Consider the following 16,953-nt stretch of genomic DNA (forward strand, 5'->3'; position numbering starts at 1 on the left):
GGAACGCTCCGGCGATCGGGCAGCGTCCCGGCGACCTCGTGGCTTGCCGGGCCATCAGGCCGTCAGTTCGTGAGGTGCAACGACGCCGAGAGGGCCGCGTCGGCGTCGCGCAGGACCTTGGCCGCCACCTGGAGGCCTTCGATCCGGCCCAGGGACACGTCCTCGTGCTCGATGTTGACGAGCATGTCCGGGTCCACCTCGTACAGCGCGCGCAGGAACTCGGTCCAGTACGCGGTGTCGTGCCCGCGCCCCAGCGCCACGAAGTCCCACGCCGAGTCCTTGGGCCATTCGTTCGCCCACTCGTCGCCGCCGAGATTGGTGCGGTTTTCCTCCGGGGAAAGCCGGCGGAAGCTGTTGTCGAGGACACCGTAGAGCGCGGCGTTCGCGGTGTTGATGCGGACGTCCTTCGCCGCAGCCTGGAAGACCAGCGGCCCGAGTTCGCGGACCACCGCGACCGGGTCCATCTGCTGCCAGAAGAGGTGGGAGGCATCCAGTTCGACGCCGACATGGGTCGCGCCGGTGAGCTCGATGAGCTTGTGGACGTCGGCGGTGTTGAACACGATGTTCTGCGGGTGCAGCTCGAGGGCCACCTTCACACCGTGGTCCGCGGCGAGCCGGTCGGTTTCCTTCCAGAAGCCGGCCGCGATGCCCCACTGATAGTCGAGCACTTCCAGGGCCGCCGAGTTCCAGGCGTTGACGACCCAGTTCACCGTGGTGGCGCCGGGCTCCCCGCCGGGCAGGCCGGACATGGTCACCACGCGGTCCTGTCCCAGCCGGTGCGCCAGCCGGATGGAGCGGCGGATGTCCTCGGCATGCTTCTCGCCGATTTCACGCTTGGGGTGCAGCGGGTTGCCGTTGCAGTTCAGGCCGGCAATCGCGACGCCGGTCCCCTCGAAGATGGCGAGATAGTCGTCGCGGGCCGCGTCGCTTTCGAGGATCTGGTCCATGTTGGGGACGTGGACGGCCGGCAGGAATCCACCCGTGTTGATTTCGATGCCGGTCAGTCCTAGGTCGGAGATGACCTTGAGGGCCTCGGGCAGGGGCCGGTCGTGCAGGATGGCGTTGTAGACACCGAGTTTCATAGCGTGACTTTCTTGCCGTTGTTGAGTGCCGATTCGGTGACCGCACCGAGGAGTTCCATGTTGCGCACGCCCTCGTCGAAGGTGGCGCAGCGCGGCAGCGAGGATTCTTCGCTGAGGCCGGCGACTTCCTCGAGGAACGCCCGGGCCTGGTAGCCGAAGGCGTCGTTCTGGCCGAAGCCGACGCTGGGTGCGTCCATGGCCAGGCCGCCGGCGATGTAGGGGTGTCCGGGGCCGAGGATGACCTGGCGGTAGCCGTTCTCGTTGGCCGGTCCGTCGTTGAGGAACAGTTCGATCTCCGCAGGGCGGCGCTGGTCGAACCTGGCGGCGCCGTTCTCGCAGAAGACTTCGAAGATGAGGCTGTTGGCGTGCCCGGCCGCGACGCGCGAGACCTCGAAGCCGCCGGCGCCGTTCTCGAATTCGGCTGAAAACACCGCGTAATCGTCGTTTTCGACGGGCTCGAAGGTGTCGCTGACCGCGGCGTGGTCATGGCCCATGACGGCGCCGAGCGGCAGCGGGCGCTTGCCGATCACGGTGCTGAGGCGGCCTCCGCTGATGGATTTGATGTCGCCGCAGAGGAATTCCGCGACATACGTCAGGTGGCTTCCGACGTCGGCCAGCGCGCCCGAGCCGGGGCCGCCCTTGTAGCGCCAGCTCATGGGGGCGGAGGGGCTGAACCCGTAGTCGGTCCAGTAGCGGCCGCTGAAGTGGAGGACGTTGCCCAGGACACCGGACCGGATGAGGTCGCGGATGTACGCGATGCCCGGCGTGCGGCGGAAGGTGAACCCGATGCGGGCGATCGAGCTGGCGTTGCGGGCCGCCTCGGCCATGGCGCGGGCGTCCTCGATTGAGTCGCTGAGCGGCTTTTCGCACAGCACATGCTTCCCGGCGGCCAACAGTCCTTCCACGACTTCGCGGTGGAGGGAGTTCGCGATCACGACGCTGACGACGTCGATGTCGTCGGCTTCGGCGATCGCCTGCCACGAGGTGTCATTGCGTTCGTAGCCAAAACGCTTCGCCGCCAGCGATCCGAACTCGGCATTGACGTCGCCGATGGAAACCAGCCGGATGGGCGGAAGGACCGGGCTGTAGAGCGCGGACGCCGTGCGGTACGCGGCAGCGTGGGCCTTGCCTGCCATGCCGGCGCCGATTACAGCGACTCCTAGACTGTCGGCCATCGATTTCTCCTTTGAAATTCGGCCAGGCCAGCGGCCCGGTCCGGTAAAATTGGAGCGCTACAAAATCTGGCGCTGAACAAAAGCGTAGCTATGTGCATATGTCCTGTCAATGGTTGGGCGGTTATCCTCGGATGAGACATGAAAGGCTCTGCAGATGACGCTGAACCCCTCCCGAACCCGGCGCCCGACGATCTACGACGTCGCCAAGAGCGCCGGCGTCTCCCCATCGCTGGTGTCCCTCGTGCTGCAGAACCCGTCGAAGGTCAGCGAGAAGCGCCGGGCGGCAGTCCGCGCCGCCATATCAGAGCTGGGGTACCGGCCCAGCCGTGCAGCCACGACGCTGGCCAGCAGCCAGACCAAAAGCATCGGGCTTGTCATTGACGACTTCCGGAACCTCTGGTTCGTGGACCTGTTGCGCGGCCTGGAATCCGCGCTCTCCCCCCACGGCTACCAGGTCACCCTCGCGGATTCCCGCCCGGGCGAGAACCGCATCACGGAGGCCACGGACGGCCTGCTGGCCATGCACGTGGAGGGCCTCGTGATCGCCGCCGAGCCGAGTGAGTCGATGTTGACCGGAACCTGGGTTCCCGCCGTCGTCGCGGGCTGGCGGGACGGGGTCCCCGCCGGGGCAAGCCTCATCACGAATGACGACGACGAGGGCGGGCGCATGGCCGCGGACCACCTGCTGGGGCTCGGCCACACACGGATCGGGCACCTCTCGGGCTCCGGCGGTGCGGCTGCCCACCGGCGGGAAGGGTTCCGCAGCCGCATCGTGGAGGCCGCCGTCGAGGTCCGGATTGCCGGCGAATCCCAGGGGACCTCCGAGGAAGATGGCTACGCGGCCGCCTGCTGGATTCTCGACCACCATCCCGACACCACGGCCCTTTTCGCGGCCAATGACACCATGGCCTTGGGCGCCCTCGCCGCCGCCAAGGCACGCGGCCTGTCCGTCCCGGCGGACCTCTCCGTGATCGGCTACGACAACTCCCAGCTGGCCAAGTCGCGGTACCTGGACATGTCGACCGTGGACAACCGCAGCGACCTTGTCGGCGTCGACGTCGCCAACACGTTGCTGGCACGGATCCAGGACCCCACCCTTGAGCCCGAGCGCAAGCTGATCGAGCCGGCCCTCATCGTCCGCGGCACCACAGCCCGAGTACCCGGCTGACGGCGGCAGCCCCCGCCGGTATCGGGTTTTCCACATAGCGACGTCGGAGCCTGCCGCCCGCGCCGTTGGCAGCTGAAGCTGGTCGTATGACGAAGATCCACCCACTTGAGTTGCCGCCCACGGGCAACCTCTGGCGCACCGAACAATTGCTGGAACTCGGTTATGGCTCACGGGCCATCCGCTCACTCCTGGAGTCGGGCACCCTCGTCCGGCTCCGACAGGGCTGCTACATCCGGGCAAGCGTTTGGCTCGCGCAGTCCCCGGATTCCCGGAGCAGGCAGCTCATCTTTGCGCATGCCCACGGAACGCGGACGACGTCGACTGGCCGCTTCCTCTATAGCCACACGTCAGCGGCGCGCCTCCGCCGGCTTCACCTGTGGGACGTGGATGACGCGATCCATATCCTCCAAAAGGTGCGGCCGTCGAACGAGCGCCACGGCAGGGACGTCCGCTGCCACACCCGTCCCTACGCCGATCAGGACGTCGCTGTTGTCAAAGGACTTCAGACAACGTCCCTGGAGCGCACCGTCGCCGATTGCGCCATGATGCTGCGCTACCGGCAGGCATTAATTCTCACGGACCATGCGCTCCGCCTGGGCGCGGACGAATCCGCCCTGCAGGCCATGGCAGATGCGCTGGACGGCCGTCGGGGGATCCGGACATTCCGCCGCGTCCTGGCCACGGCAGATCCGCGGTCCGAGTCTCCCGGGGAAAGCCTGACCCGAGAGCTGATTTTTCGGTTGCGGATTAGGCCGCCGGTGCCGCAGCTTGAAGTGTCAAGCCGCGCCGGGCGGCATCGACTGGACTTTGCGTGGAAGGAGGAGAAGGTCGCTCTCGAGTTCGACGGCAAAACCAAGTACTTCGACTACAGGCCGACACCGGAAGTGATCTTTCAGGAGCGGCGCCGGGAGAAGGCCCTGGAGGAAGAGGGCTGGCGGTTTGTCCGCCTTGAGTGGAAGGACCTCTTCCGGGAGCAGGAATTCAAGAACCGCCTGCTCCGCGCGCTGGCTGGCCACCCGAGGCCCTGAGCGGCGAACTCGCCGATACGCTGCGAGGTCGCCGGATGGCAACGGCGATCGGGCACCCTACCGGCGACCTAGGGTTGAGAGCCCCGCTGCCTACCGGCGGGCCGACTTACGCCCCGTAGCTCGGTTCGCGCTTCTTGATCCAGCCGATCGCGGCCGCGGTGACCGGGACGAAGAGGAACTCCACGAGGGTCTTGTAGAGGAAGCCCACGACGACGTAGTTCACGAACGTGCCGACGTCGGTAATACCGATCACGGAGGCGGCGATGCTGCAGAAGATCAGGGTGTCCACGAACTCGCCGGCGACCGAGGACCCCATGATGCGCGCCCAGAGGGACTTCTCCCCCGTGCGTGCCTTCATCTTCACGAGGATCCACGCGTTGATGGTCTGCCCGGCCAGGAACGCCAGCAGGGAGCCCAACACAATCTGCGGAACCGGGCCCAGTGCGCCTTCCAGCGCGGCCTGCTTGGCGACACCGAAGTCATCGGCGAAGCCCGGCAAGGCGATGATGATCCAGTAGCAGAGCGACGCAAAAACGGACAGCGCGAAGGCAGTGATGATGGCCTTGCGAGCCACCCTGAAGCCATAGACCTCACTGATGACGTCCCCGAGGATGTAGGCCAGCGGGAAGAGGAAGAAGCCGCCGTCGGTGATGACCGGGCCGATCGCCACGCCCTTCGATGCCCCGATGTTGGACAGAATCAGCACCACGGCCATGACGGCCAGCAGAATGCCGAAGTAGGAGGAACCAATTGAGGCGTATTTTGGCGGCGCTGCGGCCGGGAACGTCTGGGCGGTAGTCATGGGTGTTCCATTCATAGTGGTTCGCTCGGCGCCCGGATCCTCGGGGAGGACCACGCTGGGCAGCCGGCTGTATTAGCACTGGACGGGTCCGGAGAACTAGCTGCGGAGCCGTCTACCATTCTCTCACCCGTTGCCCGGAGCTGTGGTTGGAGCTGCGGGCCGCGGGCACATGCCTCCCGGCAGGTGGCGTGGGGGTCGAAACCCTGTCCGGACTTTTCGTCCACGGCGATACCCTGCCTTGGCAGTTCTTCCTGCTCACGCTGATCGAAGAATCCCTGGAAATGACCGGGATCGCGCTGGGCGTCGCCGCCCTTCCGGAGACCGAACCGGCAACCCCGTGAACGACGGCGGCGGGCCGCCGGCTGCCGGACCAAAGTCCAGGAGCCGGCAACCCGCCGTCGTCGTACGCACCGCCGGGTTCGGCGGTCCACCAAGCTAGCGGCGCGAGGCGTCGACGAGGTCCTTCTCGTCGTCCTTGCGCCCGCCGCCCGGAACAGCCGGGGCCTCAGCGGGCTCCCATGCGTGACCCTGTTCGTGGTCCAGGTGTGTGGACTTCTTGTTCTTCAGCGCGAAGATGTAGACCAGCAGCGAGATGCCAATGCCCACGGTGATGTAGGTGAAGAATATTTCGACCTGACCGGCCTTCTGGAAGGCCGCACCCACCAGCGGGGTGGTGCCGCCGAAGAGCGAGTTGGCAATCGCGTAGCCGAGTCCGACGCCGAGGGCCCGGATGGAGGCCGGGAACAGCTCGGCCTTCACGAGGGCGTTGATCGAGGTGTAGCCGCCGACAATCAGCAGCCCGCCCATCATCAGCAGGAACGCGGTGAACGGGTCCTTGGTCCCGGCCAGCGCGGACAGCAGCGGCCAGGTCAGCAGCACGCCGCTGATTCCGAACCAGAGCAGCAGCGGCCTGCGGCCAACGCGGTCCGAAATCATTCCGTAGACCGGCTGCAGGAGCATGAAGATGAACAGGGCCCAGAAGCTGATGACGGACGTGGTTTCCTTGGCGATGCCGCTGGTGTTCTGCATGAAGGACAGTGTGAAGTTGGTGTAGGTGTAGAACGCCATCGTGCCGCCCAAGGTGACGCCGATGCAGATCAGCAAGGACTTCCAGTGCTGGGTGAACAGCAGCTTCATCGTTCCGGGTTGGGCTTCACCGCCGGTCGCCCCGGCCTTGGCGGCGGCAGTCTGCTCCGCAGAGATGGTTTCCTCCATGGATCGGCGTATCCAGAAAACCACCAGCGCGGCAACGCCGCCGAGTGCGAACGGAATCCGCCAGCCCCACTCCCCCAGGACGTCCTTGCCAAGGGTACGTTCCAGGATGACGAGCACCAGGAGCGCCAGCATCTGCCCGCCGATGAGTGTGACGTACTGGAAGCTGGAGAAGAAGCCGCGCCGCTTGGCGGTGGCAGCCTCGGACATGTATGTGGCGCTGGTTCCGTACTCGCCGCCTACGGAGAAGCCCTGCAGCAGCCGGATGAGGACCAGGAGGACCAGCGCCCAGATGCCGATGACCTCCTTGGTGGGCAGCAACGCAATGGCGAAGGAACCGGCGGACATCATGGTCACACTCAGGGTCAGCGCGGCTTTGCGGCCGTTGCGGTCCGCGTAGCGGCCAAAGAACCAAGCGCCGATCGGGCGCATCAGGAACGTGACGGCGAAGACGGCCATTGCTTCGAGGTTGCTCTGCAGCGGGTCCTTGGAGCTGAAGAAGTGGACGGCAAAGTAGGCGGAGAATGCCGTGTAGATATAGACATCGAACCATTCGACGAGGTTGCCGGCAGAGCCTTTGAGAATATTGCTGACGGCTCGTCTCGTCTGCGCCGATTCGGACAGCTGGGTGCTCATCAATGAACCTTCCTGGATCCGGCGCCGCAAGAGGCAACACCGTCCGCCACCGTATTCCCGGTCACCCGGGACACGTGGGTTGTGTTCATATTGGTCATGCGCACAATGCGGCGGGATTTCCGGCAATGGCAGGATAGGTCCATGACTTCCACCGCCTTTGACTCCGCCGCCCTGGCTGTTTCCGATACCGCTTCCGACGCCGCCGCGGCCGCTCCCGCCGTCGCCCTGACCATCGCAGGCTCCGAAGCGACGGGCGGCGCCGGCGCGCAGGCTGACCTGAAGACCTTCCAGGAGCTCGGCGTCTTCGGGATCGCCAACCTGACGTGCATCGTTTCCTTCGATCCGCAGGACAACTGGAACCACCGCTTCGTCCCGATCGACCAGCAGGTCATCGCTGACCAGCTCGAGGCAACGACGGCGGCCTACGGTGCCGCGTCCGGCGCACCGTCCGCGCTGGATACCGTGAAGATCGGCATGCTGGGCAGTCCGGCGACGATTTCGACGGTTGCCGCGGCGCTGTCCGGCGCTGCGTTCAAGAACGTGGTGCTGGATCCGGTGCTGATCTGCAAGGGCCAGGAGCCGGGCCACGCGCTGGACACGGACCAGGCGCTCAAGGCGCAGATCCTGCCGCTGGCCACGTTTGTCACCCCGAACCACTTCGAGGCCGAGTCCCTCTCCGGCCTGGAAATCACCGACCTTGAATCGCTCAAGGCCGCCGCCGTCCGGATCCACGAGCTCAGGGGCGCCGCGGTGCTCGCCAAGGGCGGTGTGCGCCTGGCCGGGCCCGACGCCGTCGACGTCTACTACGACGGCGGGACGCTGGAAGTCCTGTCCGCCCCGAAGGTGGGCGAAGTGGCAGTCTCCGGTGCCGGCTGCTCGCTGGCCGCCGCCGTGACGGCCGAGCTGGCCAAGGGCGCGACGCCGCTGGAGGCAGCCCGGACGGCCAAGGCTTTTGTGACCGCCGGGATCCGGAACCGGGTGGCCTCGGGAGCGCCGTTCGATGCGCTCTGGCAGGGCGGCCCTCGCTAGCCGTACTCACATTTGACGCTCCCTCACGTCTGGCAGCTCCTGCCCGGACGCCCCCTCACGTCTGGCAGCTCCTGCCCGGACGCCCCCTCACGTCTGGCAGCTCCTGCCCGGACGCTCCCTCACGTCTGGCAGCTCCTGCCCGGACGCTCCCTCACGTCTGGCAGCTCCTGCCCGGACGCTCCCTCACGTGCTGAGGAGGCGTCAGGTTTTTGCCTACAGAATCAGAGGGAGCGTCTCATGATGAGCGGGGGTCGGACACCCTGCCCATGAACAGCGGCAGCCCGGTCTCGACGTGCACGATCTCGTAGTGGAACGGCCGGTCGAAGCGGACCACGTTCAGCGGAGCCAAGCCGCCCGCGCTGAGCAGGCTGAAGGTGTTTTCGCGGCTGTACTTCGCGGGCGCCTTCTTGATTCGTCCGCCGGTGTTCTGGTTCACCCAAGCGTCGATCGCAGGCTTGGTGACGTCCTCATCCAGGAACTCCACCGGGTACACGCCCGCCCCGTAGTACTGCGCAAGGGATCGCAGATAGCCGTCGCCGGTGGGCACGCCCTTGTCCACAAACAGGCCGTTTGCGCTGTGCAGGACGGGCCGGCGCGGAGGATTCTTTTCGTCCACCGAGCCGGGGTCGCCGTTGAAAGCATCTAGGGAGGCCAGCAGCGCGTTCATGGCTTCGTCGCGGTGCGCCGAGGGCAGGCCGAGGGCGCTGTCCATCTCGGCAGCCGTGTCCCCGGACGCGCCTGCCCGCAGCATGGCCAGGGCGATCAGCAGGCTGCCCGGGGACGCCACCACGTTGCCGTTGCCGGCATCCCCGCCGTCGGCCAGGAGGGCGGCTCCCAGCGTCCGCGCCGACGCCCTGAGCTGGGCCAGCTCCGCCGGGTAGGCGGACCGGTCCGCCGCAAGGCGTGCGACGCCGTCGGCCTTCAGCAGCGCCGGCGGCGAGGCGGAACAGGCCGTCAAGGCCAGCGCCACGGCCGCCGCGGCGGCGACACGCCGCGCCCAAGACTTCTGTTTCATCGCGACTCCAAGGCCCGCACAACAGCGACAGATGGCGGGGATCCGCCTGGGGCCAGTCAACCAGCGGGCCGTCAAAAGGGCGACCGCGCCCGGGTTACGATTTGATGCCGTTTTGTTCAGGCCATCCAGCACTGGCGCCGTCCGGTTCGCGCCCCCCGCTCCGACCCACTCGGTTCACCTCACCCGGTTCGCCAAATCACCGTACGCTCCCGCACCTGATCCGAGGGAGCGTCGGGCAGCTTGTGGCGGAATTTGCGGGAGCGTCCCGCCAAGAACCGCAGGAAGGGAGGGAGCGTCCGGAGGGTCAGCTGCCGGAGTGCGCCTGCAGGAAGCTGTAGACCTCGGTCTCGTCCACGCCGGGAAAGGCGCCGGGCGGCATCGCGGCGAGCAGGTGCGAATGCGCCCGCGCCGAGGGCCAGGCGTTGCCGGCCCATTCCGAGGTCAGAGCCGCTGGCGGGCGCCGGCAGCAGCTTTCGTCCGGGCAGGTCGACTTGGACCGCTCCGTGGTGTCCCGGCCGCGGAACCACTTCACCTGGGCGTACGGGACGCCGACCGAAAGCGAGAACTCGCCGTTGGCGGAGCGCTCGGTCCGGGCCGTGCACCAGAAGGTCCCGGCCGGGGTGTCGGTGTACTGGTTGTACGCGGAGAACTTGTCCGGGACGTCGAAGACCACCCGGGAGGTCCAGTTCTTGCAGGACGGCTGGCCCTCGATGGCGCCGGTATGGTCCTGCGGAAACGTCACGCCGTCGTTCTCGTAGGCCTTGTAGATGATGCCGCTCTTGTGGGTCTTCTGGAAGTGCGTCCGCAGGTCCAGGTGCTGGGTGGCGAGGTTGGTGAAGCGGTGCGCGGCGGTCTCGTAGGACACGGCGAAGGCATCCCGAATGTCCTCCACCGCGATCTCCTTGGCCTGCTTGGCTTTCTGCAGGAATTCCACGGTGGCCTGCTCGGGGAGTAGGAGCGCGGCGGCGAAGTAGTTCGTGGCCACGCGCTGCATCAGGAAGTCACCATAGTTCGTGGGGGTCTGGTGCCCCAGCACATAGTGGCCCAGCGCCTGCAACAGCACCGACCGCGGGTCGTGGTCACTGCGCGCGTTCTGCGTGAGATAAATCCGGCGGTTCTTAAGGTCGGTCACCGAACGGGTGGAGTGCGGCAGATCGCCCACGTGGTGGAGGGTGAACCCGAGGTGCCCGGCGATGTCGGCAATGACGTGATGGGACAGCGGACCGCTCGTGTGCCCGACGGAGGCCAGCACCTTCTGCGCTTCGGCCTCGTACTCCGGGAAGTAGTTGTTCCGCTCGCGCATCATGGCGCGCAGTTCCCCGTTCGCGCGGCGGGCCTCTTCCGGCGTCGCGATCTGCTCGTTGAGCCGGCGTTCCAGCTCGTGCTGCAGCCCCACCATGGACTCCAGCACATCCATCGGGAGCCGCGAGCTGATGCGGATCTTGGGCAGCTTGAGGGACTCATAGATGGGGCTGCGCTGGTAGCGCTCCAGCTCAATCTCCAGAGCGGCGCGCCGGTTGGGCGGCTCCGCGCCCAGCAGCTCGTCGATGCTCACCCCCAGCGCCGCCGCGAGCTGCTGGAGCAGTCCGAGTTTGGGCTCGCGTTTGCCGTTCTCGATCAGGCTCAGCTGGCTGGGGGCCGTACCCACCGTGGCGCTCAGGTCATCGAGCGTGAGGCCGGCGGCCTTGCGGAGGTGGCGGACGCGCCGGCCCATGCTGATGACGTCCACTTCCGGGACAGCGGGCGACGAAGCTGCGGACGCGGGGCGGTTCCAACTGGCGGGGTGCATTTCTTGAGAATACGCGAAGAAGTGCATTTCTTTCCACTCTTTTCATCTAGAAAGGCGGTTGAAAGTACAGAAAAGTAGGTCTTACGGAAAAGTTACACCGCGCCGGATCATCCAGTCGCACTGCGAGGAAGCAGTAAGGCAGGCCCGGGGCCCCACTAAGGAGACAAAGATGACTGCAGCATTTGAGCCCACCCAGACGCCCGAACAGCAGGCCACCGCACTGGAGCTCGAGTGGGCTGCCAACCCGCGCTGGGAAGGTGTCACCCGGGACTACAAGGCCTCCGACGTCGTCCGCCTCCGCGGCCGCGTCTCCGAGGAACACACCCTCGCCCGCCGCGGCTCCGAAAAGCTGTGGAAGCAGCTGACCACGGAGCACCAGGAAGGCAAGTACACGAACGCCCTGGGCGCCCTGACCGGCAACCAGGCCGTACAGCAGGTCAAGGCCGGCCTCCGCGCCATCTACCTCTCCGGCTGGCAGGTCGCCGCCGATGCCAACAACTCCGGCCACACCTACCCGGACCAGTCCCTGTACCCGGCCAACTCGGTTCCGACCGTGGTCCGCCGCATCAACAACGCCCTGCTCCGCGCCGACCAGATCGAGTTCTCCGAGGGCATCCAGACCGTCGAGGACTGGATGGTCCCGATCGTCGCTGATGCCGAGGCCGGTTTCGGCGGCCCGCTCAACGCCTACGAGCTGATGAAGTCCATGATCCAGGCCGGCGCCTCGGGTGTTCACTGGGAAGACCAGCTCGCCTCGGAAAAGAAGTGCGGCCACCTCGGCGGCAAGGTCCTGATCCCCAGCCAGCAGCACGTCCGCACACTGAACGCCGCCCGCCTGGCCGCCGACGTCGCGGGCACCCCGTCCGTCATCATCGCCCGCACCGACGCCGAGGCAGCCACCCTGATCACCTCCGACGTCGATCCGCGCGACCAGGAATTCGTCACCGGCGAGCGCACCGCGGAGGGCTTCTACAAGGTCCGCAACGGCATCGAACCCTGCATCGCCCGCGCCAAGGCCTACGCCCCGTACTCCGACCTCATCTGGATGGAGACGGGCACCCCGGACCTGGAGCTGGCCCGCAAGTTCGCCGAAGCCGTCAAGGCCGACTTCCCGGATCAGATGCTCTCCTACAACTGCTCCCCGTCGTTCAACTGGAAGAAGCACCTCGACGACGCCACGATCGCCAAGTTCCAGCGCGAACTCGGCGCCATGGGCTTCACGTTCCAGTTCATCACCCTGGCCGGATTCCACGCCCTGAACTACTCGATGTTCGATCTCGCCCACGGTTACGCCCGTGAAGGCATGAGCGCTTACGTCGAGCTGCAGGAGAAGGAATTCGCCTCCGAATCCCGCGGCTACACCGCGACCAAGCACCAGCGCGAAGTCGGCACCGGCTACTTCGACGACATCGCTACCGCGCTCAACCCGAACGCATCCACCCTGGCTCTGGTGGGATCCACCGAAGAAGGCCAGTTCCACTAATCCCCAGCTTTTCCCGCCAGTTGCCCTATCACTTTTGGTCCTCATCGACCTCCTTTGGAGACCAAAAGTGATAGGGCAACGGCGGACATTCAAGGAGCAACTCCCATGAACAGCTTCACTGACAACTTCACCATCAACGGGGTTACGTTGACCGCACAGCCGATTTGCCGGCAGAGCGAGGTCCTGACTCCTGATGCCTTGGCATTTGTTGCCAAGCTGCACAAGGCGACCAAGGGACGGCGGCTGGAGCTGTTGCAGGCCCGCCGGGACCGCCGCCAGCAGATCGGCAAGGGCCAGGACCCGCGGTTCCTCCGGGAGACCGAGTCCGTCCGGAACGATCCGAACTGGCGCGTGGCTCCCCCGGCTCCGGGCCTGATGGACCGCCGCGTCGAAATCACCGGCCCGGTGGACAAGAAGATGACCATCAACGCGCTGAACTCCGGCGCCAAGGTGTGGCTCGCGGACATGGAGGACTCCTCCACCCCGTCGTGGCGCAACGTCATCCAGGGCCAGCTCAACCTCACCGATGCCCTGGAGCGCCGGATCGACTTCACGTCCCCCGAGGGCAAGGAGTACAAGCTCCGCCCGGCCGGGGAGCTGCCCACCATCGTGGTCCGCCCCCGCGGCTGGCACCTGCCGGAAAAGCACATGCTCATTGACGGCACGCCGATCGCCGGCGGCATCGTCGACTTCGGCCTGTACTTCTTCCACAACGCCCGCCGGCTGATCGCCCAGGGCAAGGGCCCGTACTTCTACCTGCCGAAGATCGAGAACCACCTCGAGGCCCGCCTGTGGAACGACATCTTTGTCCTCGCCCAGGACCTGCTCGGCATCCCGCAGGGCACCATCCGCGCCACGGTGCTGATCGAAACCATCACGGCGGCCTTCGAAATGGAGGAGATCCTTTACGAACTGCGCGACCACGCCGCAGGCCTGAACGCCGGCCGCTGGGACTACATCTTCTCGCTGATCAAGAACTTCCGCACCCGCGGCCCGCGCTTCGTCCTGCCGGACCGCAGCCAGGTGACCATGACCCAGCCGTTCATGCGCGCCTACACCGAACAGCTGGTCCGGGCCTGCCACAAGCGCGGCGCCATGGCGATCGGCGGAATGGCCGCGGCCGTCCCCAACCGCAAGGACGCCGAAGCCAACGCGATCGCCATCGAGAAGGTCCGCGCGGACAAGACCCGCGAGGCCGGCGACGGCTTTGACGGCTCCTGGGTGGCCCACCCGGACCTGGTTCCGGTCTGCCGCGAGGTGTTCGACGGCGTCCTCGGCGACCGCCCGAACCAGCTGGACCGGCTCCGCGAGGACGTTACCCCCGACGACCGCGCCCTGCTCGACATCGCCTCCACCACCGGCACCATCACCGAACAGGGGATCCGGAACAACATCGAGGTCGGCATCCGCTACATCGAGTCCTGGCTCCGCGGCAACGGCGCCGTCGCCATCCACAACCTGATGGAGGACGCCGCCACCGCGGAGATCTCCCGCTCACAGCTGTGGCAGTGGATCTTCTCCCGGGCCATCACGGACCAGGGCGAGGTCATCACCCGCGACTGGGTCGAGGACATGCTGGACGAGGAGTTCGCCAAGCTCGAACGCTTCGAAGGCGACCGCTTCGCCGATTCCCGGGACATCTTCGAGGAAGTCACGCTCACCCCGGCGTTTCCGGCCTTCCTGACGCTTCCGGCCTACGACCGGTTCCTGCATGAAGCGCGCGACGGCGGCGACCTCCCCACCGAGGATCCCGCCCTCGTCCCCGCCTAGGGCCGGTACACACCGGTTGGTACAGATTTCCGTCTGCTGGGCTGCCATGCCCTTCGCAACAGGCACCCCCGAGATCCGGGGCGGTGGCCCAGCGACGGAAGACCCCCTCGGGGACTCGACAACGGCGTCGATGACAGTTGAGGCCCATGTTCGCATGAACATGGGCCTTTACTGTGACACCGGCGCGGCAGGCGCGGCAGTGCGGGTCAGTGCGCCTTGGGGACGTGGCGGAGGGAGAGCGCGGTCCCGAGGATGAACATCGCGACCGAGCCGAGCACCATCAGCAGCGGACCGGTCCACGATCCTGAGACCCCGTTGACATAGCCCAGCAGGGTTGGTGCCAGGGCACCGAAGGAGTAGCCCACACCCTGCACGACGGCGGACATCCGGCCGGCGGAGGCCTGGTCCCGGGCCAGCCGGATGATGGCAATGAAGATGAGCGTGATGCCGCCGCCCTGGGCGATGCCGCCCAACGAGGACCACAGCCACCACAGCTCCGGCGCCAGCAACAGGCCCACCGGCACGGTCAGCCACAGCAGCCCCAGGGTGAGTCCCACCGTCGTCGTGCTGGCGAAACGGGCCGCGAGCGGTACGCCCAGGCCGCCCACGATGGCGAGGATCTGGAACAGCGACGAGCCCGCACCTGCTTCCGCGGCCGTCATGCCGAGTTCGTCCGCGAGGATGCTGGGCAGCCAGGCGGTCACACCGTAGTAGGAGAACGCCTGCCCCGCGAAGCCCGCGGTCAGCCCGACCGTGATCCAGCGCGACGCCCGTTTGATCCCGGCACGGGCCGGCTCCGGGGCGGGAACGGGTTCTGGCCGGAACGCCCGGCTGCCGAAGGCGAGCACCCAGGCAATGAGGGCCGCGACGGCGAAGAGCCCGCAGGCGGCGAGGGCCAACCGCCAGCCGAACAGTTCGGCCAGGGGCGCCATCACCATGGCGGTGACAAAGGAGCCGATGTTCAGGGCGGCGGTGTAGATGCCCATCGCCGTGCCCTGCCGGGCGGGGGCGAAGTCGCGCCGGATGATCAGCGGTACGACGATGTTGCCGATCGTGATGGCTACGCCGAGAATCACCGTGCCCAGCATGACGACGGCGCCGTTGCCTGCCGATCGCACAATCACGCCCAGCAGGACACCGAACAGGGTGAGCGTGATGGCGACTTCCGCGCCGAGCTTGCGTCCGGTCAGCGCGGCGAGCGGCGCGGCAAGGGCGAAGCACAGCACCGGGATGCCGGTCAGGAGACCAAGTTCCACCGGGGAGAAGCCCAGTTCCGCCTGCATCGGGCCGACCACCGGCGCCACAGCCACGAACGGGCCGCGCATGTTCAGGGCGATGAGCCCGATGGCGGCCAGCAGGATCCAGCTGCGCGGCACCTTCGCCAGGACGTCGGCGCTCATGGGTGCCGCGGCTCGGCCGGCGGGCAGAAATATGCTTTCATCAGTCCCATTGCTATCACGGGCGCCCGCCGGATCCGGCGATTGTGGCACCTGCGCGGATGCCCGGCGTCAGCCCGTCGCCTGCAGGGTCGCTTCGATCACGGCAGGCGAGAGCACGTACTGGGTGACCATCTGGCTGGCACCCAGGATGGCGGACTGGTCCCCCGCCAGGGACAGCCCGATCCGCAGATGGGTGGTGGCCAGCGGCAGCGAGCGCCGGTAGACCACCTCACGGACCCCGGCCATAAGGTGTTCGCCGGCCTGGCCGAGGCTGCCGCCGATCACGATGACGGAGGGATTGAGCAGGTTCACCACGGTGGCCAGCACGTCGCCGAGGTCCCGGCCCGCCTGGCGGAGGGCCTGGATCGCCTGCAGGTTGCCCTCGGACACGAGCCGCAGCACGTCCCCGCCGTTGCCGGCCTGCAGTCCCTGCAGGGTCAGGGCATGCGCGACGGCGGGACCGGACGCGAGCGCCTCAAGGCAGCCGTAGTTGCCGCAGCGGCAGAGCACGTCGTCGCCGCGCGGCACGCGGACGTGGCCAAGGTCCCCGGCCGTGCCGTTGGCTCCGCGCTGGAGCTGGCCGCTGCTGATGATGCCGGCGCCGATTCCCGTGGCGACCTTGATGAAGAGGAAGTTGTCGTGGTCCGGCCAGTAGGCTGTCCGCTCGCCCAGCGCCATGATGTTGACGTCGTTGTCCACCAGCACGGGGACCGGCAGCGAGTGCTGGACGTGCCGGACGACGTCGAACCCGTCCCAGCCGGGCATGATCGGCGGCTTCACGGGCATCCCGGTGGCATGTTCAACCGGGCCGGGCAGGCCGATGCCGATGCCGGCGAGGCCGTCCTTGCCGCGGCCGGCCTGGCCCAGCAGTTTGGTGCCTTCCGCCACCACCCGGTCCAGCACGGCCTCCGGGCCATCGGCGACGTCCTGGGCCAGCCGGCGTTCGGCCAGCACCGTTCCGCTGAGGTCAGTGACGGCGATGAGCACGTGGGTGGCCCCCACGTCGACCGCCAGCACCACGCGGGCGGCAGGGTTGAAGGCAAAGCGCGACGGCGGCCGGCCGCCGCTGGAGCTGGCCTCGCCCGCAGGTCCGACCAGCCCCGAGTGCATCAGGGCGTCAATGCGGGACGCGACGGTGGACCGGGCCAGGCCGGTGGTGAGGGCCAGTTCGGCGCGGGTGCGGGCTTTGCCGTCGCGCAGTAGCTGGAACAGGTCCCCGGCACGGGACAGACTGCCGGCGGCCTCGGGGGCGGCGGGTTCAGTGCCGGTGGGCGTGCTCATGAGTAAGTGATAGCACGAAGTTCTTATGCCTGTCACGCTTCAAA

The 16,953-nt window shown here is 67.1% G+C and carries 14 protein-coding genes; 6 read left to right on the forward strand and 8 right to left on the reverse strand.

Annotated features, from left to right (window positions below; all coding sequences use genetic code 11):
* Nucleotides 1–62: 62 nt before the first annotated feature.
* Entirely contained in the window at nt 63–1,082 is a 1,020-nt protein-coding gene (locus tag ABIC21_RS12380) for a sugar phosphate isomerase/epimerase family protein (protein WP_354350694.1), read from the reverse strand.
* Complete coding sequence (locus ABIC21_RS12385; protein ID WP_354350695.1) at nt 1,079–2,257, reverse strand: Gfo/Idh/MocA family protein; 1,179 nt, start codon at nt 2,255–2,257, stop codon at nt 1,079–1,081. The genes ABIC21_RS12380 and ABIC21_RS12385 overlap by 4 nt, the downstream gene beginning before the upstream one ends.
* A gap of 154 nt (nt 2,258–2,411) precedes the next feature.
* Here ABIC21_RS12385 and ABIC21_RS12390 point away from each other — a divergent pair, with 154 nt between their 5' ends.
* A complete protein-coding gene (locus tag ABIC21_RS12390) occupies nt 2,412–3,425 on the forward strand; it encodes a LacI family DNA-binding transcriptional regulator (RefSeq protein WP_354350696.1) in 1,014 nt (337 codons plus the stop codon).
* An 86-nt stretch (nt 3,426–3,511) separates the two neighbouring features.
* Complete coding sequence (locus tag ABIC21_RS12395; protein WP_354350697.1) at nt 3,512–4,453, forward strand: type IV toxin-antitoxin system AbiEi family antitoxin domain-containing protein; 942 nt, start codon at nt 3,512–3,514, stop codon at nt 4,451–4,453.
* Nucleotides 4,454–4,559: 106 nt separating this feature from the next.
* Here ABIC21_RS12395 and ABIC21_RS12400 read toward each other — a convergent pair whose 3' ends face one another.
* Nucleotides 4,560–5,255: a queuosine precursor transporter gene (locus tag ABIC21_RS12400; RefSeq protein WP_354350698.1), complete on the reverse strand. Its 696-nt coding sequence runs from the start codon at nt 5,253–5,255 to the stop codon at nt 4,560–4,562.
* A gap of 146 nt (nt 5,256–5,401) precedes the next feature.
* On the opposite strand from ABIC21_RS12400, the gene ABIC21_RS12405 reads away from it, so the two are divergent.
* Nucleotides 5,402–5,596, forward strand: a complete 195-nt coding sequence (locus ABIC21_RS12405; protein WP_502935992.1) for a hypothetical protein — start codon at nt 5,402–5,404, stop codon at nt 5,594–5,596.
* Nucleotides 5,597–5,690: 94 nt separating this feature from the next.
* On the opposite strand, the gene ABIC21_RS12410 is transcribed toward ABIC21_RS12405, so the two are convergent.
* The gene (locus tag ABIC21_RS12410) at nt 5,691–7,103 is read right to left on the reverse strand and encodes an MFS transporter (RefSeq protein ID WP_354350700.1); all 1,413 of its coding nucleotides are present in this window, start codon (nt 7,101–7,103) and stop codon (nt 5,691–5,693) included.
* 141 nt (nt 7,104–7,244) lie between these two features.
* On the opposite strand from ABIC21_RS12410, the gene ABIC21_RS12415 reads away from it, so the two are divergent.
* Nucleotides 7,245–8,132 (forward strand): hydroxymethylpyrimidine/phosphomethylpyrimidine kinase, encoded by an 888-nt coding sequence (locus ABIC21_RS12415; protein WP_354350701.1) that lies wholly within the window; start codon nt 7,245–7,247, stop codon nt 8,130–8,132.
* A 235-nt stretch (nt 8,133–8,367) separates the two neighbouring features.
* Here the strand turns inward: ABIC21_RS12415 and ABIC21_RS12420 are convergent, their stop codons facing one another.
* Nucleotides 8,368–9,147: a serpin family protein gene (locus tag ABIC21_RS12420; RefSeq protein ID WP_354350702.1), complete on the reverse strand. Its 780-nt coding sequence runs from the start codon at nt 9,145–9,147 to the stop codon at nt 8,368–8,370.
* A 304-nt stretch (nt 9,148–9,451) separates the two neighbouring features.
* Complete coding sequence (locus ABIC21_RS12425; RefSeq protein ID WP_354350703.1) at nt 9,452–10,963, reverse strand: helix-turn-helix domain-containing protein; 1,512 nt, start codon at nt 10,961–10,963, stop codon at nt 9,452–9,454.
* A 142-nt stretch (nt 10,964–11,105) separates the two neighbouring features.
* Here ABIC21_RS12425 and aceA point away from each other — a divergent pair, with 142 nt between their 5' ends.
* Both aceA and aceB read left to right on the forward strand, forming a co-directional pair.
* Nucleotides 11,106–12,419, forward strand: a complete 1,314-nt coding sequence (aceA, locus tag ABIC21_RS12430; RefSeq protein ID WP_354350704.1) for an isocitrate lyase — start codon at nt 11,106–11,108, stop codon at nt 12,417–12,419.
* 105 nt (nt 12,420–12,524) lie between these two features.
* The gene (gene aceB, locus ABIC21_RS12435) at nt 12,525–14,189 is read left to right on the forward strand and encodes a malate synthase A (RefSeq protein WP_354350705.1); all 1,665 of its coding nucleotides are present in this window, start codon (nt 12,525–12,527) and stop codon (nt 14,187–14,189) included.
* 206 nt (nt 14,190–14,395) lie between these two features.
* Here aceB and ABIC21_RS12440 read toward each other — a convergent pair whose 3' ends face one another.
* The gene (locus ABIC21_RS12440) at nt 14,396–15,589 is read right to left on the reverse strand and encodes an MFS transporter (protein WP_354350706.1); all 1,194 of its coding nucleotides are present in this window, start codon (nt 15,587–15,589) and stop codon (nt 14,396–14,398) included.
* Nucleotides 15,590–15,697: 108 nt separating this feature from the next.
* Entirely contained in the window at nt 15,698–16,909 is a 1,212-nt protein-coding gene (locus ABIC21_RS12445) for an ROK family transcriptional regulator (RefSeq protein ID WP_354350707.1), read from the reverse strand.
* Between the last annotated feature and the right edge of the window lie 44 nt (nt 16,910–16,953).

Origin of the sequence: Pseudarthrobacter sp. PvP090 (assembly GCF_040547365.1) — a bacterium.
Lineage (GTDB): Bacteria > Actinomycetota > Actinomycetes > Actinomycetales > Micrococcaceae > Arthrobacter.

Coding starts and splice junctions, on each gene's coding strand:
- aceB (WP_354350705.1), top strand. CDS start 12,525: ATGAACAGCTTCACTGACAACTTCACCATCAACGGGGTTACGTTGACC.
- ABIC21_RS12440 (WP_354350706.1), bottom strand. CDS start 15,589: ATGAGCGCCGACGTCCTGGCGAAGGTGCCGCGCAGCTGGATCCTGCTG.
- ABIC21_RS12415 (WP_354350701.1), top strand. CDS start 7,245: ATGACTTCCACCGCCTTTGACTCCGCCGCCCTGGCTGTTTCCGATACC.
- ABIC21_RS12420 (WP_354350702.1), bottom strand. CDS start 9,147: ATGAAACAGAAGTCTTGGGCGCGGCGTGTCGCCGCCGCGGCGGCCGTG.
- ABIC21_RS12385 (WP_354350695.1), bottom strand. CDS start 2,257: ATGGCCGACAGTCTAGGAGTCGCTGTAATCGGCGCCGGCATGGCAGGC.
- ABIC21_RS12400 (WP_354350698.1), bottom strand. CDS start 5,255: ATGACTACCGCCCAGACGTTCCCGGCCGCAGCGCCGCCAAAATACGCC.
- ABIC21_RS12410 (WP_354350700.1), bottom strand. CDS start 7,103: ATGAGCACCCAGCTGTCCGAATCGGCGCAGACGAGACGAGCCGTCAGC.
- ABIC21_RS12395 (WP_354350697.1), top strand. CDS start 3,512: ATGACGAAGATCCACCCACTTGAGTTGCCGCCCACGGGCAACCTCTGG.
- ABIC21_RS12390 (WP_354350696.1), top strand. CDS start 2,412: ATGACGCTGAACCCCTCCCGAACCCGGCGCCCGACGATCTACGACGTC.
- aceA (WP_354350704.1), top strand. CDS start 11,106: ATGACTGCAGCATTTGAGCCCACCCAGACGCCCGAACAGCAGGCCACC.
- ABIC21_RS12380 (WP_354350694.1), bottom strand. CDS start 1,082: ATGAAACTCGGTGTCTACAACGCCATCCTGCACGACCGGCCCCTGCCC.
- ABIC21_RS12445 (WP_354350707.1), bottom strand. CDS start 16,909: ATGAGCACGCCCACCGGCACTGAACCCGCCGCCCCCGAGGCCGCCGGC.
- ABIC21_RS12425 (WP_354350703.1), bottom strand. CDS start 10,963: ATGCACTTCTTCGCGTATTCTCAAGAAATGCACCCCGCCAGTTGGAAC.